General features: G+C 64.7%; 27 protein-coding genes and 1 other RNA gene. 6 read left to right on the forward strand and 22 right to left on the reverse strand.

From position 1 onward, the window contains the following. Positions 1–3: 3 nt before the first annotated feature. The 14 genes from ACM0M4_RS24805 to rsmI form a co-directional block, all read right to left on the reverse strand. Positions 4–963, reverse strand: coding sequence for a D-alanine--D-alanine ligase (locus tag ACM0M4_RS24805; RefSeq protein WP_031643271.1), 960 nt, complete (start codon positions 961–963; stop codon positions 4–6). After that, the gene (gene murC, locus ACM0M4_RS24810; protein WP_003094121.1) at positions 960–2,402 is read right to left on the reverse strand and encodes a UDP-N-acetylmuramate--L-alanine ligase; all 1,443 of its coding nucleotides are present in this window, start codon (positions 2,400–2,402) and stop codon (positions 960–962) included. The genes ACM0M4_RS24805 and murC overlap by 4 nt, the downstream gene beginning before the upstream one ends. After that, positions 2,395–3,468: an undecaprenyldiphospho-muramoylpentapeptide beta-N-acetylglucosaminyltransferase gene (gene murG / locus ACM0M4_RS24815; protein ID WP_003103107.1), complete on the reverse strand. Its 1,074-nt coding sequence runs from the start codon at positions 3,466–3,468 to the stop codon at positions 2,395–2,397. The genes murC and murG overlap by 8 nt, the downstream gene beginning before the upstream one ends. Next, complete coding sequence (gene ftsW, locus ACM0M4_RS24820) at positions 3,458–4,657, reverse strand: putative lipid II flippase FtsW (protein WP_003094125.1); 1,200 nt, start codon at positions 4,655–4,657, stop codon at positions 3,458–3,460. Before ftsW ends, murG begins: the two co-directional genes overlap by 11 nt. Then, entirely contained in the window at positions 4,657–6,003 is a 1,347-nt protein-coding gene (murD, locus tag ACM0M4_RS24825) for a UDP-N-acetylmuramoyl-L-alanine--D-glutamate ligase (protein ID WP_012614520.1), read from the reverse strand. Before murD ends, ftsW begins: the two co-directional genes overlap by 1 nt. Before the next feature lie 13 nt (positions 6,004–6,016). After that, entirely contained in the window at positions 6,017–7,099 is a 1,083-nt protein-coding gene (mraY, locus tag ACM0M4_RS24830) for a phospho-N-acetylmuramoyl-pentapeptide-transferase (RefSeq protein WP_003094129.1), read from the reverse strand. Next, positions 7,099–8,475, reverse strand: coding sequence for a UDP-N-acetylmuramoyl-tripeptide--D-alanyl-D-alanine ligase (locus tag ACM0M4_RS24835; RefSeq protein ID WP_010793806.1), 1,377 nt, complete (start codon positions 8,473–8,475; stop codon positions 7,099–7,101). The genes mraY and ACM0M4_RS24835 overlap by 1 nt, the downstream gene beginning before the upstream one ends. Then, a complete protein-coding gene (locus tag ACM0M4_RS24840; protein WP_003094133.1) occupies positions 8,468–9,931 on the reverse strand; it encodes a UDP-N-acetylmuramoyl-L-alanyl-D-glutamate--2,6-diaminopimelate ligase in 1,464 nt (487 codons plus the stop codon). Before ACM0M4_RS24840 ends, ACM0M4_RS24835 begins: the two co-directional genes overlap by 8 nt. After that, positions 9,931–11,670 carry a peptidoglycan D,D-transpeptidase FtsI gene (ftsI, locus tag ACM0M4_RS24845; protein WP_017002536.1) on the reverse strand — a complete coding sequence of 580 codons (1,740 nt, stop codon included), beginning with the start codon at positions 11,668–11,670 and terminating at the stop codon, positions 9,931–9,933. The genes ACM0M4_RS24840 and ftsI overlap by 1 nt, the downstream gene beginning before the upstream one ends. Continuing rightward, positions 11,667–11,960 (reverse strand): cell division protein FtsL, encoded by a 294-nt coding sequence (gene ftsL, locus ACM0M4_RS24850; RefSeq protein ID WP_003094142.1) that lies wholly within the window; start codon positions 11,958–11,960, stop codon positions 11,667–11,669. Before ftsL ends, ftsI begins: the two co-directional genes overlap by 4 nt. Further along, positions 11,957–12,898 (reverse strand): 16S rRNA (cytosine(1402)-N(4))-methyltransferase RsmH, encoded by a 942-nt coding sequence (rsmH, locus tag ACM0M4_RS24855; RefSeq protein ID WP_003110151.1) that lies wholly within the window; start codon positions 12,896–12,898, stop codon positions 11,957–11,959. The genes ftsL and rsmH overlap by 4 nt, the downstream gene beginning before the upstream one ends. 2 nt (positions 12,899–12,900) lie before the next feature. Beyond that, positions 12,901–13,356, reverse strand: a complete 456-nt coding sequence (gene mraZ, locus ACM0M4_RS24860) for a division/cell wall cluster transcriptional repressor MraZ (protein WP_003103101.1) — start codon at positions 13,354–13,356, stop codon at positions 12,901–12,903. Between the two features lie 314 nt (positions 13,357–13,670). Then, positions 13,671–14,020: RNase P RNA component class A (rnpB, locus tag ACM0M4_RS24865), an RNA gene on the reverse strand. 40 nt (positions 14,021–14,060) lie between these two features. Then, positions 14,061–14,909, reverse strand: coding sequence for a 16S rRNA (cytidine(1402)-2'-O)-methyltransferase (rsmI, locus tag ACM0M4_RS24870; RefSeq protein WP_003134739.1), 849 nt, complete (start codon positions 14,907–14,909; stop codon positions 14,061–14,063). Between the two features lie 126 nt (positions 14,910–15,035). Here rsmI and ACM0M4_RS24875 point away from each other — a divergent pair, with 126 nt between their 5' ends. From ACM0M4_RS24875 to ACM0M4_RS24890, 4 genes are read left to right on the forward strand one after another with little or no spacing between them, the layout of a single operon-like run. Next, positions 15,036–16,850 carry a penicillin-binding protein activator gene (locus ACM0M4_RS24875; protein WP_003103096.1) on the forward strand — a complete coding sequence of 605 codons (1,815 nt, stop codon included), beginning with the start codon at positions 15,036–15,038 and terminating at the stop codon, positions 16,848–16,850. Further along, positions 16,847–17,224, forward strand: coding sequence for a YraN family protein (locus ACM0M4_RS24880; protein WP_003110149.1), 378 nt, complete (start codon positions 16,847–16,849; stop codon positions 17,222–17,224). Before ACM0M4_RS24875 ends, ACM0M4_RS24880 begins: the two co-directional genes overlap by 4 nt. A 28-nt stretch (positions 17,225–17,252) precedes the next feature. Next, positions 17,253–17,846 carry a phosphoheptose isomerase gene (locus ACM0M4_RS24885; protein ID WP_003094149.1) on the forward strand — a complete coding sequence of 198 codons (594 nt, stop codon included), beginning with the start codon at positions 17,253–17,255 and terminating at the stop codon, positions 17,844–17,846. Next, complete coding sequence (locus ACM0M4_RS24890) at positions 17,843–18,421, forward strand: BON domain-containing protein (protein ID WP_003094151.1); 579 nt, start codon at positions 17,843–17,845, stop codon at positions 18,419–18,421. The genes ACM0M4_RS24885 and ACM0M4_RS24890 overlap by 4 nt, the downstream gene beginning before the upstream one ends. A gap of 56 nt (positions 18,422–18,477) precedes the next feature. Here the strand turns inward: ACM0M4_RS24890 and ACM0M4_RS24895 are convergent, their stop codons facing one another. The 7 genes from ACM0M4_RS24895 to rplM form a co-directional block, all read right to left on the reverse strand. Further along, on the reverse strand, positions 18,478–18,885 hold the full coding sequence (locus ACM0M4_RS24895; RefSeq protein ID WP_003094153.1) for a ClpXP protease specificity-enhancing factor: 408 nt from the start codon (positions 18,883–18,885) through the stop codon (positions 18,478–18,480). Positions 18,886–18,896: 11 nt separating this feature from the next. Beyond that, on the reverse strand, positions 18,897–19,514 hold the full coding sequence (locus ACM0M4_RS24900; RefSeq protein ID WP_003094155.1) for a glutathione S-transferase N-terminal domain-containing protein: 618 nt from the start codon (positions 19,512–19,514) through the stop codon (positions 18,897–18,899). 85 nt (positions 19,515–19,599) lie between these two features. Beyond that, positions 19,600–20,382: a cytochrome c1 gene (locus ACM0M4_RS24905; protein WP_003094157.1), complete on the reverse strand. Its 783-nt coding sequence runs from the start codon at positions 20,380–20,382 to the stop codon at positions 19,600–19,602. Continuing rightward, on the reverse strand, positions 20,382–21,593 hold the full coding sequence (locus ACM0M4_RS24910) for a cytochrome b (RefSeq protein WP_003094159.1): 1,212 nt from the start codon (positions 21,591–21,593) through the stop codon (positions 20,382–20,384). Before ACM0M4_RS24910 ends, ACM0M4_RS24905 begins: the two co-directional genes overlap by 1 nt. Next, a complete protein-coding gene (gene petA / locus ACM0M4_RS24915; protein WP_003100631.1) occupies positions 21,593–22,186 on the reverse strand; it encodes a ubiquinol-cytochrome c reductase iron-sulfur subunit in 594 nt (197 codons plus the stop codon). Before petA ends, ACM0M4_RS24910 begins: the two co-directional genes overlap by 1 nt. 249 nt (positions 22,187–22,435) lie before the next feature. Then, complete coding sequence (rpsI, locus tag ACM0M4_RS24920) at positions 22,436–22,828, reverse strand: 30S ribosomal protein S9 (RefSeq protein WP_003098810.1); 393 nt, start codon at positions 22,826–22,828, stop codon at positions 22,436–22,438. 14 nt (positions 22,829–22,842) lie between these two features. Beyond that, positions 22,843–23,271 carry a 50S ribosomal protein L13 gene (rplM, locus tag ACM0M4_RS24925; protein ID WP_003094164.1) on the reverse strand — a complete coding sequence of 143 codons (429 nt, stop codon included), beginning with the start codon at positions 23,269–23,271 and terminating at the stop codon, positions 22,843–22,845. 245 nt (positions 23,272–23,516) lie between these two features. Between rplM and ACM0M4_RS24930 the strand changes: the two genes are divergently transcribed. Further along, positions 23,517–24,554 carry an NADP(H)-dependent aldo-keto reductase gene (locus ACM0M4_RS24930; RefSeq protein ID WP_003098813.1) on the forward strand — a complete coding sequence of 346 codons (1,038 nt, stop codon included), beginning with the start codon at positions 23,517–23,519 and terminating at the stop codon, positions 24,552–24,554. An 84-nt stretch (positions 24,555–24,638) separates the two neighbouring features. Here ACM0M4_RS24930 and ACM0M4_RS24935 read toward each other — a convergent pair whose 3' ends face one another. Beyond that, a complete protein-coding gene (locus ACM0M4_RS24935; RefSeq protein WP_172655206.1) occupies positions 24,639–25,784 on the reverse strand; it encodes an acyl-CoA dehydrogenase family protein in 1,146 nt (381 codons plus the stop codon). Between the two features lie 253 nt (positions 25,785–26,037). Between ACM0M4_RS24935 and ACM0M4_RS24940 the strand changes: the two genes are divergently transcribed. Further along, positions 26,038–26,937 (forward strand): GlxA family transcriptional regulator, encoded by a 900-nt coding sequence (locus tag ACM0M4_RS24940; protein ID WP_003120906.1) that lies wholly within the window; start codon positions 26,038–26,040, stop codon positions 26,935–26,937. The last annotated feature ends 16 nt before the right edge of the window (positions 26,938–26,953 follow it).

The raw sequence follows: 26,953 nt of genomic DNA on the forward strand, positions 1-26,953 counted from the left end.
GGCTTATCCCCTCGCCTCGCGGCTATCGGCCAGGATCGCCAGCACCAGTTGCTGGAAATCCAGGCCGGCGGCCCGCGCGGCCATAGGCACCAGGCTGTGGTCGGTCATGCCCGGTGCGGTGTTGACTTCAAGCAGCCAGAAACGCCCTTTGGCGTCCTGCATCACGTCCGCCCGCCCCCAACCCTGGATGCCCAGGGCGTCGCAGGCGCGCGCGGTGAGTTCCTTCAGCTCGCGTTCCTTGGCCTCGTCGAGACCGCAGGGCACCTGGTAGCGGGTATCGCTGGCCAGGTACTTGGCGTCGTAGTCGTAGAAGGTGTGCGGCGTGCCCAGGCGGATCGCCGGCAGCACCTGCCCGCGCAAGGTCGCCACGGTGAATTCCGGGCCGCTGATCCACTGCTCGACCAGCACCTGCGAGTCGTAGCGGGCCGCTTCGCGCCACGCCGCGATCAATTCGTCGAGCCCGCCGACCTTGGCCATGCCGATGCTCGAGCCTTCGTGAGCCGGCTTGACGATCAGCGGGAAACCCAGTCGCTGCGCCGCTTCGCGGCAGTCATCCTCGCTGGCCAGCACCGCGTAGTCCGGGGTCGGCAGGCCGAGGCTGAGCCAGACCCGCTTGGTCCGCAGCTTGTCCATCGCCAGCGCCGAGGCCAGCACGCCGCTGCCGGTGTAGGGAATGCCCGCGCACTCGAGCAGGCCCTGCATGCTGCCATCCTCGCCGCCACGACCGTGGAGAATGATGAAGGCACAGTCGATCTTCTCCTCGACCAGGCGTTGCAGCAGGTCTTCGCCGACATCGATGCCGAAGGCATCGACCCCGGCGGCCAGCAGGGATTGCAGGACCATCGCGCCGGACTTCAGCGACACCTCGCGCTCGGCGCTCTTGCCGCCGAACAGCACGGCGACACGGCCGAACGCCTTGGGATCCTGGGTGCCGTTCAGCAGGCTATCGAGGCAAAGGTTCATGCGCCCTTCCCTCCCTTGCCGGCGAACAGCGGGTTCTTGATCAGTTGCGGGGCCAGGCCGCCGACATCGCCAGCGCCCTGGCAAAGCAGGATGTCGCCAGCGCGCAGCAGCGGCTTGACCAGCGGCGCCAGGTCGGCGTCGCGCTCGAAGTAGATCGGGTCAAGCTGGCCGCGCTGGCGGATGCTGTGGCACAGCTGGCGGCTGTCGGCTCCCGGGATCGGCTCTTCGCCGGCCGGATAGACCTCCATCAACAGCAGCACGTTGGCTTCGCCCAGCACCTGCACGAAGTCTTCGTACAGGTCGCGGGTACGGGTATAGCGATGCGGCTGGTAGACCATCACCAGGCGACGCTCCGGCCAACCGCCACGGATCGCCTTGATCACCGCGGCGACTTCGCGCGGATGGTGGCCGTAATCGTCCACCAGCATCACGCTGCCACCCTCGACCTGCAGCTCGCCGTAGACCTGGAAGCGCCGGCCTACGCCCTGGAAGCCGGACAGCCCCTGGACGATGGCTTCGTCGGAGATGCCCTCGTCGGTAGCGATGACGATGGTCGCCAGGGAATTCAGCACGTTGTGCAGGCCGGGCATGTTCACCGAGACGTCCAGCGGCTCGCGCTCCGGGCGCAACACGGTGAACCAGGTGCGCATGCCTTCCTGGCGGATGTTGATCGCGCGCACGTCGGCGTCTTCGCTGAGGCCGTAGGTCACGGTCGGGCGGGCGATCTGCGGGAGGATCTCACGCACAACCGGATCATCCACGCACATCACCGCCAGTCCGTAGAACGGCAGGTTGTGGAGGAACTCGACGAAGGTCTTCTTCAGCTTGTTGAAGTCGCCGCCGTAGGTCGCCATGTGGTCGGCGTCGATATTGGTGACCACCGCGACCATCGGTTGCAGGTGCAGGAAGCTGGCGTCGCTCTCGTCAGCCTCGGCCACCAGGTAGCGGCTGGCGCCGAGCTGGGCGTTGGTCCCGGCGGCGTTCAGCCGGCCGCCGATGACGAAGGTCGGGTCCAGGCCGCCGGCGGCGAACACCGAGGCGATCAGGCTGGTAGTGGTGGTCTTGCCGTGGGTGCCGGCTACCGCGATGCCGTGCCGGTAGCGCATCAGCTCGGCGAGCATCTCCGCACGCGGCACCACCGGAATCCGCCGTTCCAGGGCCGATGCCACTTCCGGGTTGGCCCGGTTGATGGCACTGGACACCACCAGCACGTCGGCGCCGTCGGCGTTTTCCGCCTGGTGGCCGATGAAGATCTGCGCGCCGAACTTCTCCAGGCGCTCGGTCACCGCCGAGGCCTTGAGGTCCGAGCCGGATACCTCGTAGCCGAGGTTCAGCAGCACTTCGGCGATCCCGCACATACCGGCGCCGCCGATGCCGACGAAATGGATGCGGCGGATACGGCGCATGGTCCGGGTGACGCCATTCGGTTCTTTAACCACGGGCCACCTCCAGGCAGGCATCGACCACCGTCCGGGTAGCCTCGGGTTTCGCCAGGCTGCGTGCCTGGTCTGCCATGGAGCGCAGGGTTTCGGGATGCATCAGGACCTCGGACAGCTGCGCGGCCAGTTCGGCCGCGCCGGTAGACTTTTGCGGCAGCAGGCGGCCGGCGCCGCTGCGTACCAGGAATTCGGCATTGCGGGTCTGGTGATCGTCGATCGCGTGAGGCAACGGCACCAGGAAGGCGGGCAATCCCGCCGCCGTCAGCTCGCTGACGGTCAGCGCGCCGGCGCGACAGATCACCAGGTCGGCCCAGGCATAGGCCGCGGCCATGTCGCTGATGAAGGGCGCGACGTCCGCTTCGACCGCCACTGTGCGATAACGCTCGGCGGTAATCTCGGCATGCTGACGACCGGCCTGATGGCGGATTGCCGGACGGATTTCCAGCGGCACCTGCGCCAGGGCCTCTGGCAACAGCTTGTTCAGCGGTTCCGCGCCAAGGCTGCCGCCGAGCACCAGCAGATTGACCCGACGGCCGGTCAGCGGCGCGCGGGCGTGCGCGTCGAGGAACAGCTCGCCGCGCACCGGATTGCCGGTGGTCAGACGCTTGTCGCTGGCCGGGAAGGTATCCGGGAATGCCTCGCAGACGCGCCTGGCGATCGGCGCCAGGCTGCGGTTGGCGGTGCCGGCCACGGCGTTCTGCTCGTGGATCACCAGCGGCACGCCATTGAGGCGCGCGGCCAGGCCGCCCGGGCCGGTGACATAGCCACCCAGGCCGAGCACGCAGACCGGCCTCAGCTGGCGGATCACCCGCAGCGCCTGGAACAGCGACTTGAGCAGTTCCAGCGGCGCCTTGACCAGCGACTTCAGGCCCTTGCCGCGCAGCCCGCTGACCTGGATCAGGTGCAACGGCAGGCCGGCCTTGGGTACCAGGTCATTCTCGATGCCGCGCGGCGTCCCCAGCCAGTGCACGGCATAGCCGCGCGCCTGGAACTCCCGCGCACAGGCGAGCGCCGGGAACACGTGTCCGCCGGTGCCACCCGCCATGATCAGGACATTACCTTTCATCGGCAAAGTCCTCTTCGTTGAACTCATATTCCTCGCTACCCAGGTGGGTTCGCCGTTCCCATTCGATGCGCAGCAACATCCCCAGACAGGCACAGCAGATCACCAGCGAACTGCCGCCGTAGCTGAGGAACGGCAGGGTCAGGCCCTTGGTCGGCAGCAGGCCGACGTTCACCCCGATGTTGATCAGGAACTGGCCGATCCAGAGGAAGGCCAGGCCGTAGGCCACGTAGGCGGAGAAGAACTGCTTGGCCTGCTCGGCCCAGATGCCGATGTACAGCGCGCGCAGGCTGACGAACACGAACAGGGCGACGGTCGCCAGGGCGCCGACGATGCCCAGCTCCTCTGCAAGCACGGCGAAGACGAAGTCGGTGTGCGCCTCCGGCAGGTAGAACTGCTTCTGGATGCTGTTGCCCAGTCCCATGCCCAACCAGCCGCCGCGGCCGAAGGCGATCAGCGCCTGGCTCAACTGATAGCCGGCGCCGAACTGGTCGGCCCAGGGGTCGGTGAAGTTGGTCAGGCGTGCCATCCGGTAGGGCTGGGTCTGGATCAGCAGGACCACCGCGCCGACCGCCAGCAGCACCATCAGGCCGAAGCGGAACAGCCCCACCCCGCCGAGGAACAGCATGGCCGCGGCAGCGCCCATCATTACCACGGTGGCGCCGAAGTCCGGCTCGCGCAGCAGCAGGCCGGCCATCGGCAGTAACACCACGAAGGGCTTGAAGAAGCCCATCCAGCTTTCCCGGACCTCCTGCTGGCGGCGGATCAGGTAGCCGGCCATGAAGATCACCACGCAGACCTTGGCGATCTCCGAAGGCTGGATGTTGAACAGGCCGAAGCCGATCCAGCGCATCGAGCCGTTCACCTCGCGGCCGATACCGGGGGTGATCACCAGCACCAGCAGGCCGAAGGCGACCAGCAACAGCTTCCAGCCCCAACGCTGCCAGGTGGCCATCGGGACCATCATGGTCAGGCCGCAGGAAATCAGGCCGATCACCAGGTAGATCAGGTGACGGACGGAGAAGTACAGCGGGTTGCCCGACTGCGCCGCCGCCACCTCGGAAGAGGCGGAAGTCACCATCACCAGGCCGAGGCCGAGCAGCGCCAGGCAACCCGCCAGCAGCGGGAAGTCCAGGTCGATGCCGTGCCGGCTTAACAGCGGCGACGGGAAGGGGCGCAACACCGACAGCATCACGCTAGCTCCTCTACGGCTTTGGCGAACAGGCGTCCGCGTTCTTCGAAGTTCTTGAACATGTCCAGGCTCGCGCAGGCCGGTGACAACAGCACCGCATCGCCTTCGCGGGCCAGCTCGGCGGCCTGCCGGACTGCTTCGTCCAGCGTTGCGACGCGCACCAGCGGTACCGCGTTGCCCAGTGCCTGGGCAATCAGCCCGGCGTCACGGCCAAGCAGTACCACCGCCCGGCAGAAGCGCGCGACCGGCTCGCGCAGGTCATGGAAATCGGCGCCCTTGCCGTCTCCGCCGGCGAGCAGCACCAGCTTGCCGTCGATGTCGGCACCCAGCCCCTCGATCGCCGCCAGGGCGGCGCCGACGTTGGTGGCCTTGGAATCGTCGTAGTAGCTCACGCCCTGCCGCTCGCGTACCCACTGGCAGCGATGAGCCAGGCCGGGAAACGCCTTCAGCGCGCCGAGCATGGCGTCGAACGGCAGGCCGACCGCATGGCCCAGCGCCAGCGCGGCGAGCGCGTTGGAATAGTTGTGGGCGCCACGGATCTTCAGTTCGCCAACCGGCAGCAGCTTGTCGAACTGGAACGCCAGCCACTTCTGGCCGTCTTCCTCGATCAGGCCGAAAGCCTTGAAGTCCGGCTTGTTCAGGCCGAACGACCAGCACGGCACGGTATCGGCGATCAGCGGTCGGGTCAGGGCATCGGCGCGATTCACCACGACCTGGCGGGCACCGCGGAAGATCCGGTGCTTGGCCAGGTGGTAGTCAGCCATGCCGTCGTAGCGATCCATATGGTCTTCGCTGACGTTCAGCACGGTCGCCACCTCGGCGTTGAGGCGATCGCAGGTTTCCAACTGGAAGCTCGACAGCTCCAACACGTACAGCTCGATGTCGTCGGCCAGCAGGTCGAGCGCCGGGGTGCCGAGGTTGCCGCCGACGGCGACACGCTTGTCCGCGGCCACCGCCATTTCGCCCACCAGGGTGGTCACGGTGCTCTTCGCGTTGGAACCGGTGATGGCGACGATCGGGGCCTTCGCCTCGCGGGCGAAGAGATCGATGTCACCGGAGATGCGCACGCCTTTCGCGGCGGCCTGTACCAGCGCGGGGGTGCGCAGCGACAAGCCGGGGCTGACGTAGAGTTCGCGGGCGGAGCAGAGGAACTCGGCGTCGAGTTCGCCGCAACGCACTTCCACCTGCGGATACTGGGCACGCAGGGTGGCCAGCTCCGGCGGGTTCTCTCGGGTATCGACCACGGCGAAAGGCAAGCCGCGGCGCGCCAGGTAGCGCACCAGGGACATGCCGCTCTTGCCGAGGCCGACAACGATGCGGAAGTGGTCGGAGGCGATCAGGCTCATGCTCTCTTCGTCCTCAACGCAGCTTCAAGGTGGCGAGGCCGATCAGCACCAGGATCACGGTGATGATCCAGAAGCGCACGATCACGCGCGGCTCCGGCCAGCCTTTCAGTTCGAAATGGTGATGGATCGGCGCCATGCGGAAGACGCGGCGTCCGGTCAGCTTGAAGGAAGCGACCTGGATCATCACCGAGAGGGTTTCCATGACGAACACCCCACCCATGATGAACAGCACGATTTCCTGGCGCACGATCACCGCGATGGTGCCCAGCGCGGCGCCCAGCGCCAACGCGCCGACGTCGCCCATGAAGACCTGCGCCGGATAGGTGTTGAACCAGAGGAAGCCGAGGCCGGCGCCGACCAGCGCGGCGCAGAACACGATCAGCTCGCCGGCGCCCGGTACGTTGGGAATCAACAGGTACTCGGCGAACTTCACGTTGCCCGACAGGTAGCAGAAGATGCCCAGCGCGCCGGCAACCATTACCGTCGGCATGATCGCCAGGCCGTCGAGACCGTCGGTGAGGTTCACCGCATTGCTCGAGCCGACGATGACGAAGTAGGTCAGGACCACGAAGAAGATGCCCAACTGGATCTCGACGCTCTTCAGCATCGGCACGATCAGGGTGGTCTCGATCGGGGTTTCGGCAGTCATGTAGAGGAACACGGCGGCGCCGATGCCGAACACCGACTGCCAGAAGTACTTCCAGCGGCTCGGCAGGCCACGGGAGTTCTTCTCGATCACCTTGCGGTAGTCGTCCACCCAGCCGATGGCACCGAACAGCAGGGTAACGACCAGTACTACCCACACGTAGCGGTTGGAAAGATCCGCCCACAGCAGCGTGCTGATGGCTATGGCGGTAAGGATCAGGGCGCCGCCCATGGTCGGGGTGCCCTTCTTCGACAGGTGCGACTGCGGACCGTCGTTGCGCACGGCCTGGCCGATCTGGCGGATCTGCAAGGTACGGATCATCCAGGGCCCCAGCCACAGCGACAGCGACAGCGCGGTGAGCACGCTGAGAATGCCGCGCAGGGTCAGGTACTGGAAGACGCCGAAGCCCTTGTAGAACTGTTGCAGGTATTCGGCCAGCAGCAGGAGCATTAGTGACTCTCCTCGGAGGAACCGCACAGCGCCGCGACGACTTTGTCCATCGCCGCACTGCGGGAACCCTTGATCAAAATGGTGGTTGTCGGTTGTTCGGTGGCCAGCGCCCCGATCAGGCTGGCCTGGTCGGCGAAGTGCCGGCCCGTGGCGCCGAACGCCTGTACGGCGTGGGCCATCAGCGGTCCGACCGCATAGAGCGCGGACACCTTGCCAGCGGCGTAGGCGCCCACCTCGCGGTGGGCCTGCTCGGCCCAGGAACCGAGTTCGCCCATGTCTCCGAGGACCAGGACGGTGCGCCCGGAAAAGCCGCTCAGTATATCAATCGCCGCCAGCATTGACGCGGGGTTGGCGTTGTAGCTGTCGTCTATCACACGCAGCCCGCTGGCGGTCAGTTGCGCTACCGCGCGGCCCTTGACCGGTTGCAGCGCCTGCAGCCCGGCGACGATCCCATCCAGCGGCACGCCCAGTGCATGGGCGGCAGCGGCGGCAGCCAGGGCATTGGCGACATTGTGCCGCCCCAGCAGGTTGAGCTGGACCTGCGCTTCACCCGCTACGCCCTGCAGCCTGAAGCCCATGCAGCCACGCGCATCGCGCTGCAGATCGGCGGCGCGGAAATCGGCCTGGGGCCGGTCGAGGGAGAAAGTCAGCAACGGACGGCCGCTGGCACGGGCCTTCCAGGTGTCGAAGGCCTTGTCGTCCAGGTTCAGCACGGCGGTGCCGTCGGCGGCCAGCCCTTCGAGTATCTCGCCCTTCGCCTCGACGATCTTCTCCGGTCCGCCGAACTCGCCGACATGGGCGGTTCCGGCATTGGTGATGATCGCCACGTGCGGGCGGGTCAGCTCAACCGTGTAGGCGATCTCGCCGATGCGCGAGGCGCCCAGTTCGATCACTGCGCTACGGTGCTGCGGCGCCAGTTGCAGCAGGGTCAGCGGTACGCCGAGGTCGTTGTTCAGATTGCCACGGGTAGCCAGCACCGACTCGGCATCGCCGGCCTGGGTACGCAGGATGCTGGCGAGCATCTCCTTGACCGTGGTCTTGCCGCTGGAGCCCGTCATGGCCGCCAGCGGGCCGGTGAACTTGCGCCGGTTCAGCGCGCCCAGTCGCCCCAGGGCCGCACGGGTATCGCGCACCAGCAATTGCGGCAGGGGCGCGTCGGCGACTTCGCGCTCCACCAGCACAGCCACCGCGCCCTTGGCGGCAACCTCGGCGAGATAGTCGTGGCCGTCGAAACGCGGCCCACTCAGGGCAATGAACAGTTGGCCGGGCCCGATGGCGCGACTGTCGGTGGAAACCGCCGAAAAGACGGCGTCCTCGCCGATCAGGCGGGCGTCCAGCGCGACCGTCAACTGGCTGAGGCGAAGAGGCTCAAGCATGCGGCACCTCCCAGGCGGCCAGGGCGCGCTCGGCCTGCTCGATGTCGGAGAACGGATGGCGTACGCCGTCGATCTCCTGATAATCCTCGTGACCCTTGCCAGCCAGGAGCACCACGTCATCCACCGCAGCGGAAGCGATCAGATGGGCGATCGCCTCACCGCGCGACGGCAGGAAGGTAACCTTGTCAGCGGCAGCGAAGCCTTTGCGGATATCGGCGATGATCGCCGCACTGGCCTCGGTGCGCGGGTTGTCGTCGGTGACCAGCACCCCATCCGCCAGGCGTTCGGCGATCGCAGCCATCAGCGGACGCTTGCCGGCATCGCGATCGCCACCGCAGCCGAACAGGCACAGCAGGCGCGCGGCCGCGTGCGGACGCAGGGCCTCCAGGACTTTTTCCAGGGCGTCGGGAGTATGCGCGTAGTCCACCACCACCAGCGGCTTGTCGCCGCCTCCCAGGCGCTGCATGCGGCCGACCGGCCCCTGCAGTTGCGGCAAGGTGCGGAGGATATCGCCCAGGGGATAACCCAGGCCAAGCAACGCACCGACCGCCGCCAGCAGGTTGCTCAGGTTGAAGCGGCCGAGCAACGGGCTGCGCAGCAGGCCCTCGCCGTGCGGAGTGACCAGCGCCGCCTCGATGCCGGCGTCGCCGAAGCGCGCTTCGCGGCAATAGAGGAACGCCGAGCTGTCGGTGAGGCTGTAGGTGATCAGCTCCGAGTCCTGCTCCTCGCCGGCCAGTCGACGGCCGAAATCGTCGTCCAGGTTGATCACCCGGCAGCGCAGGCCCGGCCAGGCGAACAGCTTGGCCTTGGCGGCGGCATAGGCTTCCATCGAACCGTGATAGTCGAGGTGGTCGCGGGACAGATTGGTGAACACCGCGATATCGAAACCGAGCGCCGCCACGCGGCCCTGGTCGAGGCCGTGGGAAGACACTTCCATCGCTACCGCGCGGGCGCCGGCCTGCTTCAGCGTGGCCAGCGTGGCCTGCACCGCGAGCGGGTCCGGCGTGGTGTGCCGGCCGCTCTCCAGGGCGCCGTAGAAACCGGTGCCGAGGGTGCCGACGATGCCGCAGCGCTCGCCGAGCAGATCCAGGGCCTGGGCCACCAGTTGGCTGACGCTGGTCTTGCCGTTGGTGCCGGTGACGCCGATCAGGTCCAGCCCGCGGCTCGGCTCGCCGTAGAAACGCCCGGCGACCGCCGACAGTTGCGCGGCCAGCCCCTTCACCGCGATCAGCGGCGCATCGCTGGGCGGCAACTCTCCGGCGCCTTCCGCCTCGTAAGCCACGGCAGCCGCGCCCTTGGCCAGGGCATCGGCGATGTGCGCACGACCATCCTGGCGCCCGCCCGGCACCGCCAGGAACAGGTCGCCCGGACGAACGCCGCGGCTATCCAGGGTCAGCTCGCGGATCAGCAGATCGCGCTCGGCCTGGGGAAACAGTTGGTTCAGGCTCATAGGCATCAGCCACGCCCTCCTTTTGCGGGCGCAGCATTGACCTGCTGCTGTTCGGTGGCCGTCGGCAGGTTATCCGGCGGCACGTTCATCAGGCGCAGCGCGCCAGCCATGACCTTACTGAACACCGGCGCCGACACCAGGCCGCCGAAGTAGCCCGCCTTGCTCGGCTCGTCGATCACCACGACCATCGCGATGCGCGGATCGGTGGCCGGGGCGAAACCGGCGAACAGCGAGCGATAGGCGTTTTCCCGGTAGCCCTTGGTGCCGACCGAGACCTTGCGCGCGGTCCCGCTCTTGCCGGCGGCGTGGTAACCCGGCACCTGGGCGCGGAACACCCCGCCCTGGGCCTCGACCACTTGTTGCAGCATGCCCTGCACGGTGGAAGCCACTTCAGGCGAGATCACCTGCACACCATCCGGCACGCGGTCGACTCGGGTCATGCTCAGCGGCACGCTCTTGCCGTCGTTGGCCAGGGCCGCATAGGCATGCGCCAACTGGATCGCGGTTACCGAGAGACCGTAGCCGTAGGCCAGGGTCGCGGTTTCCGCCTTCGGCCACTTGCGGTGGTTGGGCAGGTTGCCGACGCGCTCGCCGGGGAAGCCCAACCCCGTGTCCTGCCCGAGACCGACCTGTTGCATGACCGAGTAGATGGATTCGGCGCCGATGTCGAAGGCGATCTTGCTGATGCCGACGTTGCTCGACTTGATCAGGATGCCGGTGAGATCGAGTTGCCGCGAATTGCGCGATACGTCGCGAATGGTGTAGCGGCCGATCTGCAGGGTGCCCGGGTAGACGTCGACGATATCGCTGGGTTTCCAGCGCCCGCTGGCCAGCGCCGCGCTCATCGAGAACGGCTTGACCGTCGAGCCCGGCTCGAACACGTCGATCATCGCCCGGTTGCGCATGGCCGCCGGCTGCAGGTTACGACGATTGTTCGGGTTGTAGGTGGGCTGGTTGGTCATGGCCAGGATCTCCCCGGTCTTCACGTCCATGATCACCAAGCTGCCGGCCTTGGCGCCGTTTTCCAGCAGAGCGTTGCGCAGTTCGCGATGAGCCAGGTACTGCAGGCGCAGGTCGATGGACAGCGCAAGGGTCTTGCCCGGTTTGGCATTCTTGGTGACCTGCACGTCCTTGATCACGCGGCCACGGCGATCCTTGAGCACCTGGCGCTTGCCCGGCACGCCGGCCAGCCATTCGTCGAAAGCCAGCTCGATACCTTCGCGACCGCGGTCGTCGACATCGGTAAAGCCGACCGCATGGGCCACCACTTCGCCAGCCGGGTAGAAACGCCGAAACTCCTCGATGGAGTACACGCCGGGCACCTTCAGGGCGATCACGCCTTCGCCCTGCTCCGGGGTCAGCCCACGGACCAGATAGATGAACTCGCGCTCGGCGTTCTGCTCGATGCGGTCGGCGAACAGCTTGGTATCCTGCCCGAGCGCCGCCGCCAGTTGCGGCCAGCGTTCCTTGGCGGCCATCAGCTCCTTGGGGTTGGCCCACAGGGTGGTGACCGGGGTGCTCACCGCCAGCGGTTCGCCGTTGCGGTCAGTGATCAGGCCCCGGTGCGCAGGGATGGCGATATGCCGCACGCTACGCGCGTCGCCCTGGCCCTTGAGGAAGTCATGGTCGATCACGTGCAGGTCGACGATTCGCCAGACGATGGCGCCGACCATCGCCAGCAGCAGGCCGACGATCACGCAGAACCGCCATGGGTAGAGGGCGCCCTGGAAATAATTCAGTTTCATGGCGCCACCATCCTGACCTCGGCCGGGTCGGGAACGCGCATGCGCAACTGTTCCACCGCCAGGCTTTCGATGCGGCTATGGGCGGTCCAGGTGCTCTGCTCGAGAATCAACCGGCCCCACTCGGCCTGCGCCTTGTCGCGCACGCTCAGCTCGGAATACAGCGAGTTGAGCAGTTGCCGGTTCCAGTAGGTGCTGTAGGCCACGGCAATCGCCGAGAGCAGCAGACCTATATAAAGCAGCAACATGAGGAAGCTGCCGGTAGGCAGGCGCTTGACGAAGAGACGGCTCATCTCAGCTTCTCCGCCACGCGCATGACCGCGCTGCGCGAGCGCGGGTTGGCCTTGAGTTCTTCTTCCGAAGCGTACTGCGGCTTGCCCAGCAGCTTCAGGCGCGGCTCGAAGACCTTGGAACGGATCGGCAGGTCGCGCGGCAGGTTGTCCGCCTCGCCCTTGGCGTGCTTGCGCATGAACAGCTTGACGATGCGGTCTTCCAGGGAATGGAAACTGATCACCACCAGCCGGCCGCCGACGGCCAGCGATTCGAGCGCGGCGTCAAGGCCACGCTCGAGATCGCCCAGCTCATTGTTCACATGGATGCGCAGGCCCTGGAATGCGCGGGTCGCCGGATTCTTGCCCTTCTCCCAGGCGGGGTTGGCAACCGTGATCACTTCGGCGAGATCGGCAGTTCGTTCGAACGGCCGCTCCTGACGGCGCTGCACGATGGCGCGGGCCATCCGCTTGGCGAAGCGTTCTTCGCCATATTCCTTGAAGACCCGGGCGATTTCCTCTTCGGTGGCGTTGGCGATGAACTCCGCTGCGCTGATGCCCTGGCCGGGATTCATGCGCATGTCCAGCGGACCATCGTTGAGGAAGCTGAAGCCGCGCTCGGGATCGTCGAGTTGCGGCGACGACACGCCAAGGTCGAGCAGGACGCCATCGACCCGCCCTTCGAGACCGCGTGCGCGCACCTCATCGCCCAGTTCGGCGAACGAGCGCTGCACAATGACGAAGCGGCCGTCTTCGGCCGCCAATGCTTTTCCTGTCTGGATGGCCTGGGGATCTTTGTCGAATCCGAGCAGGCGTCCCCCGGCGCCCAGTTTCTCGAGCAAGGCTCGACTATGGCCCCCTCTTCCGAAGGTACCGTCCAGATAGCAGCCGTCCTCCCGCGGGGCCAGTGCGGAAACGGCCTCCTCGAGCAGAACGGTGATATGGCGGTAGGTGGCATTCATAGTCAAAGGATCAGGTCGCGTAGTTCGTCCGGCAGCCCACCGGGTTGTTTGATTGCCGCCAGGTCGGCTTCAGCCATGGCGTTCCAGGCATCCTCATCCCACAACTGAAACTTGTTCAGTTGCCCCACCAGCATCGCCCGCTTGTCCAGCTTGGCGTACTCGCGCAGGCGCGGCGGAATCAGGAAACGCCCGTTTCCGTCCAGTTCCAGATCGACGGCATTACCGATCAGCAGCCGCTGCAGGCGCCGCGTTTCTTCTCGCAAAGAAGGCAGCTCGCGCAGCTTGGCTTCGATCAGTTCCCATTCGGGCAAGGGGTAAACGGTGAGGCAGGGGTCGACTGCGTCGATAGTGACGATGAGCTGGCCGGCACAACGCGAAACGAGCTCGTCACGATACCGACTCGGCATCGCGAGGCGCCCTTTGGCGTCGAGACTTATGGCATTAGCTCCGCGAAACACGTCAGCGCTTCCCCTGTGGTTGGCTTTCCATGCCAATTGATCCCACTTTTACCCACTTCATACCACTTCTGCACACTATAGAAATCCACACTCCCCACCGTCAAGGCGCGTCAGAAGTGAAAAATCCTTACAGGACGGAGATTTAGCGTGCTTTTGGAAGGTTGCGGAGCGCTTTTAGAAGTAAAAGAGATGACAAAACACAATAAGCCCAAAGTCTTAGCCTTCGAACTTAAAGTGATTTATCAAGAGTTGCGGCTTTTCGCTTTTGCGACGGACGGATAAAACCGGGAAAAAGCGAAGAGAGTGGGAAGAAGTGGGAGAGTCGATCTATAAGCCGGGTTCTGTCGAGGACAGCCATTCCTCTGGGACGCACATCACTGTACGCCTCAAGCGACCTACCCGAATCCAACGCGGGCCGCGCCAATGGATTCCTATTTGGTCTTGCTCCGAGTGGGGTTTACCTAGCCACGGACTGTTGCCAGCCGTGCGGTGCGCTCTTACCGCACCTTTTCACCCTTACCGGCGCTGTTGCGCTTAGGCGGTTATTTTCTGTGGCACTTTCCGTAGGCTCGCGCCTCCCAGGCGTTACCTGGCACTCTGCCCTATGGAGCCCGGACTTTCCTCCACCGCGCTATTGCGCGACAGCGACTGTCCAATCGACTCTCCGCCGACAAGGTTAGCGGGAGCAGGCGCGAAGAACAAGCTCAACTCTTCCCTTGGCGCTGCAAAGCCTGTTGATACAAAAGGTTTTTTCGCACCCCGGTGATTTCCGCCGCCAGCGCCGCGGCTTTCTTCAACGGCAGCTCGGCAAGCAGCAGGTCGAGCACCCTGAGCGCCTCTGCACCGATCGACTCCTCGCCTTCCGGCGCCTGCCACCCCGCCACCAGCACAACGCACTCGCCGCGCTGCTGGTTGCTGTCCGACGCGACCCAATCGTGCAGTTCGGCCAACGGCAGGCTGCGAATGGTCTCGAAGGTCTTGCTCAGCTCCCGCGCCAGCACCGCACGGCGCTCCCCGCCGAACACGTCGCGCATGTCCGCCAGGCTTTCCAGCAGACGATGGGGCGCCTCGTAGAAAATCAGCGTGCGTGGCTCTTCCTGTACCGCCTGGAGGCGGCTGCGTCGTCCCGCAGCCTTGGCGGGCAGGAAACCTTCGAAGATGAACCGGTCCGACGGCAATCCCGCCGCCGACAGCGCCGCGATCAGCGCGCAGGAGCCCGGCACCGGGACCACCCGGATACCCAGCGCCTGTGCCTGGCGCACCAGGTGGAAGCCGGGATCGGAAATCAGCGGGGTACCGGCGTCCGAGATCAGCGCGACGTCCTCCCCCCCCTGCAGCCGGGAGATGAAGCGCCCGCCCTCCTCGCGCTCGTTGTGCTCGTGGCAGGCCGCCAATGGCGTCTCGATGCCGAAGTGCTGGAACAGCCGGATCGAATGGCGGGTATCCTCCGCAGCCACCAGGGCCACCTCCCGCAGCACCCGCAGGGCGCGCGGGGTGATGTCGTCGAGATTGCCGATCGGGGTCGCCACTACGAACAGAGTGCCTGCTGACACGAAAATACCTCGGGAGCTATCTGAAAAGGCGGCATTGTATCGCGATTCAGGGTGCCGCCATCGCACCCGAGGCGGGCCTCCGGTACAATCGGCGACTCTTCGTGAATGCGCCATGAGAAGCCCTATATGATCGCTTGCCTGCGTCCGCTTTCTGCTCTGATCCTGGCCGGTCTGCTGACCGCCTGCGCGACCTCGTCCAATTCCGGACTGGGCGAACTTCCCCGTACGCCGAATGCCAGCATCGAGCAGTTGTTGCAACAGGCCAGCCAGAGCAAGCCCGAGGAAGCGGCGCTGCTGCGCCTCTCGGCAGCGGACCTTGCCTACCAGCAGAAGGACCTCGCCAGGTCCACCGCCATCCTGGGACAGATTCCGCTGGAAAGCCTGAAGCCGGCCCAGCAGGTCTTCGCCAGCACCCTGAACGCCGAACTGGCCCTCGCCCGCAGCAAGCCCAAGGCCGCCCTGCAGGCATTGCAGCATCCGAGCATGCAGCATCTCAGCGAACTGCCGGTGACCCAGCAGGTTCGTACCCAGCGCGCCAAGGCCCAGGCCCTCGCCGCCGACGGCCAGGTCCTTGCCGCAGCCAAGGAGCGCATCTACTTCGCACCGCTACTCGAGGGCCCGGCGGTGATCGAGAACCAGGAAAAGATCTGGACCCTGGTCAGCAGCCTGCCGGTCGACCAGTTGCAACCGAGCGCCAACGAAGGCGACCTCAGCGGCTGGCTGACCCTGGCACGCATCACCAAGACCTCGCCGACCCTGCAGCAACAGCAGGCCAGCATCGAGAGCTGGCAACAGCAGAACCCCGAGCACCCGGCGGCCAAGCACTTGCCGGCGGCGCTGGAGAAACTCAAGACGCTGTCCCAGCAGCCGCTGACCCGCATCGCCCTCCTGCTACCCCAGCAGGGGCAGTTGGCCAACGTCGCCCGGGCCCTGCAGGACGGCTTCCTCGCCGCCCACTTCCAGGCCCAGCAGGCCGGCCAGAATCCTCCTTCGATCAAGCTCTACGACAGTACCCAGGTGCGCTCGCTAGATGACTTCTACCGCCAGGCCCAGGCCGATGGCGTCGAACTGGTCGTCGGTCCACTGGAGAAGCCGCTGGTCAAGCAACTCGCTAGCCGCGAGCAACTGCCGATCACCACCCTCGCACTCAACTACAGCGACAACAGCCAGGAAGGCCCGGCGCAGCTGTTCCAGTTCGGCCTCGCCGCCGAGGACGAAGCGCGCGCGGTGGCCAGCCGGGCCTGGGGCGACGGCATGCGCCGGGCCGTGGCGCTGGTGCCGCGCGGCGAATGGGGCGACCGCGTGTTGGCCGCCTTCAGCCAGAGCTGGCAGTCCGCGGGCGGCAGCCTGATCGCCGCCGAGCATGTCGACCAGCCGGTACAACTGGCGCAACAGATCGCCGACCTGCTGCAACTGCGCCAGAGCGAAGGCCGCGCCCAGCGCCTGCAGGGCGCCCTCGGCAGCCAGATCGCCACCCAGCCGTCGCGCCGCCAGGACATCGACTTCGTGTTCCTCGCCGCCACCCCGCAGCAGGCCCGCCAGATCAAGCCGACCCTGGCCTTCCAGTACGCCGGCGACCTTCCGGTCTACGCCACTTCGCACCTCTACACCGGGACCAACAACCCGACCCAGGACCAGGATCTCAACGGCATCCGCTTCTGCGAGACCCCGTGGCTGCTCAACCCCAGCGACCCGACCCGCCAGCAGGTCGCCGCCCAATGGCCCCAGGCCAACGGCAGCATGGGCCGCCTCTACGCCATGGGCGTCGACGCCTACCGCCTCGCTCCGCGTCTGCCTGAACTGAAGGCCGTGCCGAGCCTGCAGATCGACGGCCTGACCGGTACCCTGAGCCTGAATCCGACCCAACGTATCGAACGCCAGTTGCAATGGGCCGAGTTCCGCAATGGCCAGGTCCAGCCGCTGGGGACCAGCAGCTTTTGACCGATAGGGAAAGCTCCCGGGACAAGGGGCGCCAGGCCGAGGAACTGGCCTGCGCCCATCTACGGCGACAGGGCCTTGCCACACTTGGCAAGAATTGGACCTGTCGCCGCGGAGAGCTCGATCTGGTCATGCTCGACGGCGATACAGTAGTATTCGTCGAAGTCCGCTCCCGCCGGCATCGCGCCTGGGGCGGAGCCCTGGAGAGCATCGACGCGCGCAAGCGGCAGCGCCTGATTCTCTCCGCCGAACTTTTTCTGCAACAGGAGGCGCGCTGGGCCAAACGCCCCTGTCGCTTCGATGTGGTCACCGTCGATACCAGCGACGGACAATCACCACCGCGACTGGACTGGATTCAGAACGCATTCGACGCCTGATCAGCCGCCCCACCGAAGGTCATTACCGATGGACATGCAACACCGTATCCGCCAGCTCTTCCAGGCCAGCATCGAGACCAAGCAGCAGGCGCTGGAAGTACTGCCTCCCTATATCGAGCAAGCCAGCCTGGTGATGGTCAATGCGCTGCTCAACGAGGGCAAGATCCTCTCCTGCGGCAATGGCGGCTCGGCCGGCGATGCCCAGCACTTCTCCTCCGAACTGCTCAACCGCTTCGAGCGCGAACGTCCGAGCCTGCCGGCCGTGGCCCTGACCACCGACAGCTCGACCATCACCTCGATCGCCAACGACTACAGCTACAACGAAGTCTTCTCCAAGCAGATCCGCGCCCTGGGCCAGCCGGGCGACGTCCTGCTGGCGATTTCCACCAGCGGCAATTCGGCCAACGTGATCCAGGCCATCCAGGCTGCCCACGACCGCGAGATGCTGGTGGTCGCCCTGACCGGCCGTGACGGTGGCGGCATGGCTTCGTTGCTGCTGCCGGAAGACGTGGAGATCCGCGTTCCCTCCAAGATCACCGCACGCATCCAGGAAGTCCACCTGCTGGCCATCCACTGCCTCTGCGACCTGATCGACCGCCAACTGTTCGGGAGTGAAGAATGAGCCGTACCGCCTTCGTCGCCGCCACCCTGGCCCTGAGCCTGGCCCTGGGAGGCTGCAGCAGTTTCCTCAGCGCCACCCGGGACAAACCGATCGACGACGATCGCGGGACCCGAACCATCGGCAGCAAGATCGACGACTCGCTGATCGAGACCAAGGCCGCGGTGAACATCGCCAAGGCCGATCCGGCCCTGGACAAGGACTCTCACATCGTCGTGGTCAGCTACAACGGCATCGTGCTGATCGCCGGCCAGACCCCGCGCGCTGACCTCAAGAGCAAGGCCGAACAGGCCGCGCGCACGGTGCAGAAGGTCAAGAACGTGCATAACGAACTGCAGGTGACCTCGCCCTCCTCCCTGCTCGCCCGCAACAACGACGCCTGGATCACCACCAAGCTGAAGACCCAGATGCTCAGCGATCCCAACGTGCCCTCGTCGCGGATCAAGGTGGTCACCGAGAACGGCATCGTCTACATGATGGGCCTGGTCAACCAGCAGGAAGCCGCCCAGGCTGTCCGCGTCGCCCAGGGCGTCGACGGGGTGCAGAAGATCGTCAAGCTGTTCGAATACATAAACTGAAGAACAGCGAACGAAAAAAAGGCGATCCTTCGATCGCCTTTTTCATTGCTCGCCGTTTACTTGACCACCTTCAGGGATGGCCTGCCACTGGGACGCGGCGGCTCATCGGACGGTCCGCCATCGTCATCGCCCGGCTCGTCGTCCACCGGACCCGGCTGCTCCAGATCGAAGACCATGCCCTGTCCGTTTTCCCGGGCGTAGATGGCCATTACCGCCAGCGCTGGAATGTACAGGCTCTGCGCCACGCCGCCGAAACGCCCCTCGAAGCTGACCGCCTCGTTGTCCATGTGCAGATGCCGCACGGCAGAGGGCGAGACATTGAGCACGATCTGCCCATCGCTGGCATAACCCGGAGGCACCTTTACCCCGGCGAACTCTGCGTTCACCAGGATATGTGGCGTGCAATCGTTGTCGACGATCCATTCATAGAGCGCGCGGACCAGATAGGGACGGCTGGAATTCATCTTCATGTTCCTTAACGCATATCTCGTTCAACGGAAGACAGGCTGGCCCGGAAGCTTTCCCGGGCGAATCCGCGCTCCATGTAGTCGAGCAACGGCTTGGCCTGCCGCGGCAACTCGATGCCCAGCAACGGCAGACGCCAGAGGATCGGCAACAGGCAGCAATCCACCAGGCTGAAATCCTCGCTGAGGAAATATGCCTTGTCGGCGAACAGCGGGGAAACCCCGGTCAGGCTCTCGCGCAACTCCTTGCGCGCCTGGACCCGCTCGGCCTCCTTGCTGCGCGCATCCAGGATCCGGTCCACCAGGGAACACCAGTCCCGCTGGATACGATGGATCAACAGGCGGCTGTTGGCACGCTTCACCGGATAATCGGGCAGCAGCGGCGGATGCGGATAGCGTTCATCGAGGTATTCCATGACCACCGTCGGCTCGTACAGCGCCAGGTCGCGATCGACCAGGGTCGGTACGCTGCCGTAGGGGTTGACCTCCGCCAGCATCGGCGGACAGCGGCCCGCCTCGATATCGATCACCTCTACCGCCACGTTCTTCTCGGCCAGGACCAGGCGGATGCGATGGCAGTAATGATCGGCAGGGTCGGAATAGCAGGTCAGCTTGTTGATTGAAGCCATGGAGCCCTCCTCGCAGGTCGACTTGTGGGAGGTGAAAAGACGCGCGCGCCCCGTAGGGCGCGCGCTTCGAAGACCAACGTGCGGGTTAGTGCACGTCCTTCCAGTACTCGCGCTTGAGGAGATAGGCGAATACGAAGAAGAAGGCCAGGTAGAGCAGGACGTAGGTACCGATACGCTCGGAGGCCAGCTTGTTCGGGTTGGCCGAATAGGCCAGGAAGGTCACCAGGTTCTTGACCTTCTCGTCGAACTGAGCTTCGTTCAGTTCGCCGGTCTTCGGCACCACGGTCAACTGGTCACAAGCTTCGTGAGTCAGCGGGGTACCGGTCAACGGATCGAACTGCTTCTTGCCATCCTCGACCACCTGTACCTGCTTGCAGCCGATCACCTGGCGTCCCTGCAGGGGCGCCAGGACGTTCGGCATGCCGACGTTGGGGAAGATCACGTTGTTCACGCCCCACGGACGCTTGGGATCCTCGTAGAACGAGCGCAGGTAGCTGTACAGCCAGTCGGTGCCGCGTACGCGGGCAACCAGGGTCAGGTCCGGCGGAGCAGCGCCGAACCAGGTCTTGGCGTCGGCCGGCTTCATGCCGATGTCCATGTGGTCGCCGATCTTGGCGCCGGTGAACACCAGCTTCTCCATCATCAGATCGGCAGGAATGCCCAGGTCGGTGGCGACACGCTCGTAACGCTGGAACTTGGCGCTATGGCAGCCCATGCAGTAGTTGGCGAAGGTACGCGCGCCATCCTGCATGGCCGCCTTGTCGGTCAGGTCGATATCGACATGATCCAGTTGCGGCCCATGGCCGCCAGCGGCGAAACCCAGGACTGGCAGTACCGCCAGAATCAGTGCAGCGAATTGCTTTTTCATCAGCCAGTCACCCTTTCCGGAACCGGTTTGGTCTTCTCCATCCGGGTGTAGAACGGCATCAGGATGAAGAAGGCGAAATACAGGACGGTGCAAACGCGCGACAGGGTAGTACCCAGCGGGCTCGGAGCCTGGGCGCCGTAGTAGCCGAGGATCACGAAGGACACCGCGAAGATCACCAGCCACAGCTTGCTCAGCCAGCCCTTGTAGCGGATCGAGCGAACCGGGCTGCGATCCAGCCACGGCAGGACGAACAGCACGGCGATCGCCGCACCCATCGCCACCACACCCATCAGCTTGTCCGGAACCGCGCGGAGGATCGCGTAGAACGGGGTGAAGTACCAGACCGGAGCGATGTGCTCGGGGGTCTTGAACTGGTTGGCCATCTCGAAGTTGGGCTTCTCGAGGAAGTAGCCGCCCATTTCCGGGAAGAAGAAGATCACGGTGCAGAAGATGAACAGGAACACCACCACACCGACGATATCCTTCACGGTGTAGTACGGATGGAACGCGATGCCGTCCAGCGGTACGCCGTTCTCGTCCTTCTTCTTCTTGATGTCAACGCCGTCCGGGTTGTTCGAACCGACTTCGTGCAGCGCCAGGATGTGCAGCACGACCAGGCCGAGCAGGACGATCGGCAGGGCGATCACATGCAGGGCGAAGAAGCGGTTCAGGGTGATGCCGGAGATCAGGAAGTCACCGCGGATCCACTGGGCCAGGTCTTCGCCGACCACCGGAATCGCGCCGAACAGGGAAATGATCACCTGGGCGCCCCAGTAGGACATCTGACCCCAAGGCAGCAGGTAGCCCATGAAGGCCTCGGCCATCAGCGCCAGGTAGATCAGCATGCCGAAGATCCACACCAGCTCGCGCGGCTTCTGATAGGAGCCGTAGAGCAGGCCGCGGAACATGTGCAGGTAGACCACGATGAAGAACGCCGATGCACCGGTGGAGTGCATGTAGCGAATGATCCAGCCGTAGTCGACATCGCGCATGATGTATTCGACGGAAGCGAACGCCTCTTCGGCCGACGGCGTGAAGCTCATGGTCAGCCAGATGCCGGTGAGGATCTGGTTGACCAGCACCAGCAGCGCCAGGGAACCGAAGAAATACCAGAAGTTGAAGTTCTTCGGTGCGTAGTACTTGCTCAGATGGTCTTCCCACATCTTGGTCGCGGGAAAACGCGCATCGACCCAAGCCATGAACTTGTTCATCAGGCTTTCTCCTGGTCCACGCCGATGGTGATGACGTCGTCAGCATCGAACGTATAAGGCGGAATCGGCAGGTTCAGCGGCGCTGGCTGGCCTTTGTAGACACGACCGGCGAGGTCGTAGTGGGAGCCGTGGCAAGGGCAGAAGTAGCCGCCCTTCCAGTCCGGACCGAGGTCGGCGGGGGCGACTTCGGGACGGAAGGTCGGCGAGCAGCCCAGATGGGTGCAGATGCCGACGATCACCGCCAGTTCCGGCTTGATCGAGCGAAGCTTGGGATCGACGTACTCCGGCTGCTCCGAGGCCTTGGAGTCCGGGTCGGCCAGTTGTCCTTCGAGGCTCGGCAGGGCGTCCAGCATCTCCTTCGTGCGGTGCACGATGAATACAGGCTTGCCGCGCCATTCAGCGATGATCTGCTGACCTGGATCGATCTTGCCCACGTTCACCTGCACCGGCGCGCCAGCAGCCTTGGCTTTGGCACTGGGGAACCATGACCCTACGAACGGGACCGCAGCACCCACCGCTCCCGCCGCGCCAACCACAGAGGTGGCCGCGACGAGGAAGCGACGCCGGCCTGCATTCACGCCGTCATTACTCATTCAGTCGTCTCCCATCAGCTTCAGACCTGTTCTAATCAGGCCTTTAAGTAAAAATTCGAGCCGCGCAAAAAATTCGCCAAATGGTAAAGAAAACCCCCTTTGATGACAAGGTAATAGCCTGACACAAAACGCCCGAAACCCTTGTAGGGCGCGCCCTTCGGCCATGCGACACCTTGCCGCAGAGTTAAAGCGTAGACATAAAAAAACGCCCAGCTCCGAAGAGGTGGGCGTTTTTCAGCAAGCGTCGAATTAACGCTTGGAGTACTGCGGACGCTTACGCGCTTTACGCAGACCGACCTTCTTACGCTCGACTTCACGGGCATCGCGAGTCACGTAGCCGGCCTTGCGCAGCGAGCTACGCAGGGTTTCGTCGTACTCGATCAGGGCACGGGTGATGCCGTGACGGATCGCACCGGCCTGACCGCTTACGCCACCGCCAACGACGGTAACGAAGATGTCGAACTTCTCGACGGTCTCGGTCAGCTCGAGCGGCTGACGCACGACCATGCGAGCGGTTTCACGACCGAAGAACTGATCGAGACCACGGTTGTTGATGGAAATCTTGCCAGTGCCCGGACGCAGGAAGACGCGAGCGGTAGCGGTCTTACGACGGCCAGTGCCGTAATTTTGAGTCGCCGACATAATGAGCTATCCCGTTAAATCTTCAGTTCTTGGGGCTGCTGAGCGGTGTGCGGGTGGCTGGCACCCTTGTACACCTTCAGCTTGCGATACATATCGCGACCCAGAGGGTTCTTCGGCAGCATGCCTTTCACAGCGGTCTCGATGACGCGCTCAGGGGCCTTGGCGATCAGCTTCTCGAAGTTGATCGACTTGATGCCGCCCGGGAAGCCGGAGTGGTGGTAGTACATCTTGTCGGTGGTCTTGGCACCGGTCACACGCACCTGCTCGGCGTTGATGACGACGATGTAGTCGCCGGTGTCAACATGCGGAGTGTACTCAGGCTTGTGCTTGCCACGCAGGCGGCGGGCAATTTCGGTCGCCAGACGACCCAGGGTCTGGCCGGCAGCGTCGACGACGAACCAGTCGCGCTGTACAGTTTCCGGTTTCGCGGTATAGGTTTTCATTCGTTATAGCCTCAGGGGCCGCCTGAAAATAAGACGGCGAATCTTACTGGACAGTGGTTGCCTTGACAAGTCAAGGACAGCCGAAAACAGACACGAATTGGGGCTCGGGTCGGTGTGCGTCCGTAACGACTAGATACATCGATCGGCAGGCTTGGCATCCCCCACCGATGAAAGGCTGCGGAATTATGCAGATTTCGCCAGAATTTACAACCGCATTAACCACTTAATTTCACGAGGACACCCGCATGGAGTATCGCCCGCTCGGCCGCACCGATCTGAAAGTCAGCGCCCTCTGCCTCGGCACCATGACCTGGGGCGAGCAGAACAGCGAGCAGGACGCCTTCGCCCAGATCGCCAGGGCCAAGGCCGCCGGGATCAATTTCATGGATACCGCCGAAATGTATCCGGTGCCGCCCCGCGCCGAGACCTACGCCAGCACCGAGCGCATCATCGGCAACTGGTTCCGCCGCAGCAGCGACCGCGCCGACTGGATCCTCGCCAGCAAGATCGCCGGCCCCGGCAACGGCATCAGCCATGTGCGCGACGGCAACCTCAAGTTCAACCGCCAGCACATCGTCGCCGCCCTCGATGCCAGCCTGGAGCGCCTGCAGACAGACTGGCTGGACCTCTACCAGTTGCACTGGCCGGAGCGGCGGACCAACTTCTTCGGCCAGCTCGGCTACCAGCACCAGGAAGAGAGCTTCACACCGCTGGAGGAAACCCTGGAAGTGCTCGACGAGCAGGTGCGCGCCGGCAAGATCCGCCACATCGGCCTGTCCAACGAGACGCCCTGGGGCACCATGACCTTCCTCAGGCTCGCCGAGGAGCGCGGCTGGCCGCGCGCGGTATCGATCCAGAACCCCTACAACCTGCTCAACCGCAGCTTCGAGGTGGGCCTGGCGGAAATCGCCATCCGCGAGCAGTGCGGCCTGCTGGCCTACTCGCCGATGGCCTTCGGCATGCTTTCCGGCAAGTACGCGGACGGCGCCCGCCCGGCCAACGCGCGCATCAGTCTGTACAGCCGCTTCACCCGCTACACCAACCCGCAGGCGGAAGCGGCCTGCGCGCGCTACGTAGCGCTGGCCCGCGAACATGGAATGGAACCGGCGCAGATGGCACTGGCCTACGTCACCTCGCGGCCGTTCGTGACCAGCAACATCATCGGCGCCACCTCGCTGGAACAGCTGGAAACCAATCTCGGCAGCGTCGACCTGAGGCTGGACGAGGAATTGCTCGCCGGTATCGATGCAATCCACCGGGAGCAACCGAACCCGGCTCCCTGAGCCTCCAGGGGCCTGGCGCTGCCGCGGGTTCGGCGGACAACCGCGCGATGCGGTCGTCCGCCCCTCCCGGTGACCAGGCGCGCCTCACAGGGCCCGCGCGATGATCTCCTTCATGATCTCGTTGGTACCGGCGTAGATCCGCTGCACCCGGGCATCGGCCCAGGCCCGCGCCACCGGATATTCCCACATGAAGCCGTAGCCGCCGTGCAACTGCACGCATTCGTCGAGCACCTCGCATTGCAGGTCCGTCGTCCAGTACTTGCACATGGCGGCGGTGGGTACGTCCAGCTTGCCCTGGAGATGCTGCTCCATACAGCGATCGACGAAGACCCGGCCGACCTGGATCTCGGTAGCCATCTCGGCAAGCTTGAAGCGGGTATTCTGGAAGTCCGCCACCGACTTGCCGAACGCCTTGCGCTCGCGAGTGTAGTCGAGCGTCCATTGCAGGGCCGCCTCGGCCGACGCCAGCGCGCCGATACCGACGGTCAGGCGCTCCTGCGGCAGCTCCTGCATCAGGTAGATGAATCCCTGGCCGTCCTTGCCGAGCAGGTTCTCCCGGGGAATCCGCACATCCTGGAAGAACAGCTCGGAGGTGTCCTGGGCCTTCATCCCGACCTTCTCCAGGCGCTTGCCCTTGCTGAAGCCCGGCGTACCCGCCTCGACCACGAACAGGCTTATGCCCTTGGCGCCAGCCTTCGGATCGGTCTTCGCCACCACGATCACCAGGTCGGCGAGGAAGCCGTTGGTGATGAAGGTCTTCGAGCCATTGATGACGTACTCGTCGCCATCCAGTACCGCAGTGGTCTTCACCCCTTGCAGGTCGGAACCGGCCCCCGGCTCGGTCATGGCGATGGCCGCGACCATCTCGCCGGATACCAGCTTCGGCAGGTACTTGCGCTTCAGCGCCTCGCTGCCGTAGTGGAGGATGTAGGGTGCAGCGATGTCCGAATGCAGGGAGAAACCGATCCCGGTCAGGCCGGCCCGACCGATCTCTTCGATGACCACGGCGCTGTAGAGGAAGTCCGCGCCCATCCCGCCATACTCTTCCGGCAGGTGCGAACAGAGCATTCCGGCCTCGCCGGCCTTGTTCCAGAGCGCGCGGTCGACATGCCCATCCTTTTCCCATTGGTGATGGAAAGGCACGGCTTCCTGTTCGAGGAACTTGCGCACGCTGTCGCGAAACAGTTCGTGGTCGGAGCTGAACAGGGTTCTCGGTATCATCGTGGTCACCTGGAAACGGTCTGGGATCGGGTTGGCTGCACGCGGCAGGTCTTCGACTGTAGGGAAATGCCCTGACCGACGCACTGGACAGTTGCGCCAAAAAATAAGACGATCCAGCCGCCTTTTGACCGCTTTCCCTTACTCACAACAACGATAAAAATCCATGCGCGCTCAATCCGCTCCGGTGCTGAAACATGTCGGCATCGTCGCCATCGACGGCGTCTTCGCCTCGACCCTGATGCAGGCCAAGGACTTCTTCCACATGGCCAGCCTGCGCCACGGCAAGCAGCAGGGCCTCGGTCTCCAGCCGGCCTTCCGCACCCGCATCCTCAGCCCCGACGGCCAGCCGGTACGCAGCTTCAGCGGCGACAGCATCGCCGTCGACGGTCCCCTCGCCGCCTGCGATATCGTGGTCCTGCCCGCCTTCTGGGGCGATTTCGACGCGCTCGAACGGCGCTATCCGCAAATCGTTCCCTGGTTGCGCCGCAGCCATGCCGAGGGAACCGCCCTCTGCGGTGAGGCGACCGGGGTCTTCTGGCTGGCCCAGGCAGGTCTGCTGGATGGCAAGGAAGCGACCACCTACTGGCGCTTCTATCGAGAATTCGCCGAACGCTTCCCGAACGTGCTGCTCAATCAGGAGAAGCACCTGACCGATGCCGACGACCTGTTCTGCGCCAGCGGCGTCACCTCCGCCTGCGACCTCTACATCTATCTGATCGAGCGTTTCTGCGGCGGATCGGTGGCCCAGGCGGTGGCCCGGGATACCCTCTACGAAGTACAGCGCAGCTACACCCCAGGGCGCATCGGCTTCGGCGGACAGAAGCTGCACCATGACCCGACGATCCTGCAGATCCAGCAATGGCTGGAAGACCACTTCGCCGACAAGTTCCGTTTCGAGGACGTCGCCCGCGACCACGGCATGAGCATCCGCAACTTCATGCGGCGCTTCCAGGCCGCTACCGGCGACAAGCCGCTGCACTATCTGCAGCGACTGCGGATCGAGACCGCCAAGGGCATGCTCTCGAGCACGCGCAAGAGCATCAAGACGATCAGCTACGAGGTCGGCTACGACGACGCCAGCTTCTTCGCCCGCCTGTTCCGCCAGCACACCGAACTCTCTCCCCACCATTACCGTCGCCAGTTCATGCAGAAGGAAAGCTGAGCCGGACATCGCCGGG

It is taken from the genome of Pseudomonas sp. 18-147 (assembly GCF_051048045.1).
Taxonomy (GTDB): Bacteria; Pseudomonadota; Gammaproteobacteria; order Pseudomonadales; family Pseudomonadaceae; genus Pseudomonas; species Pseudomonas aeruginosa.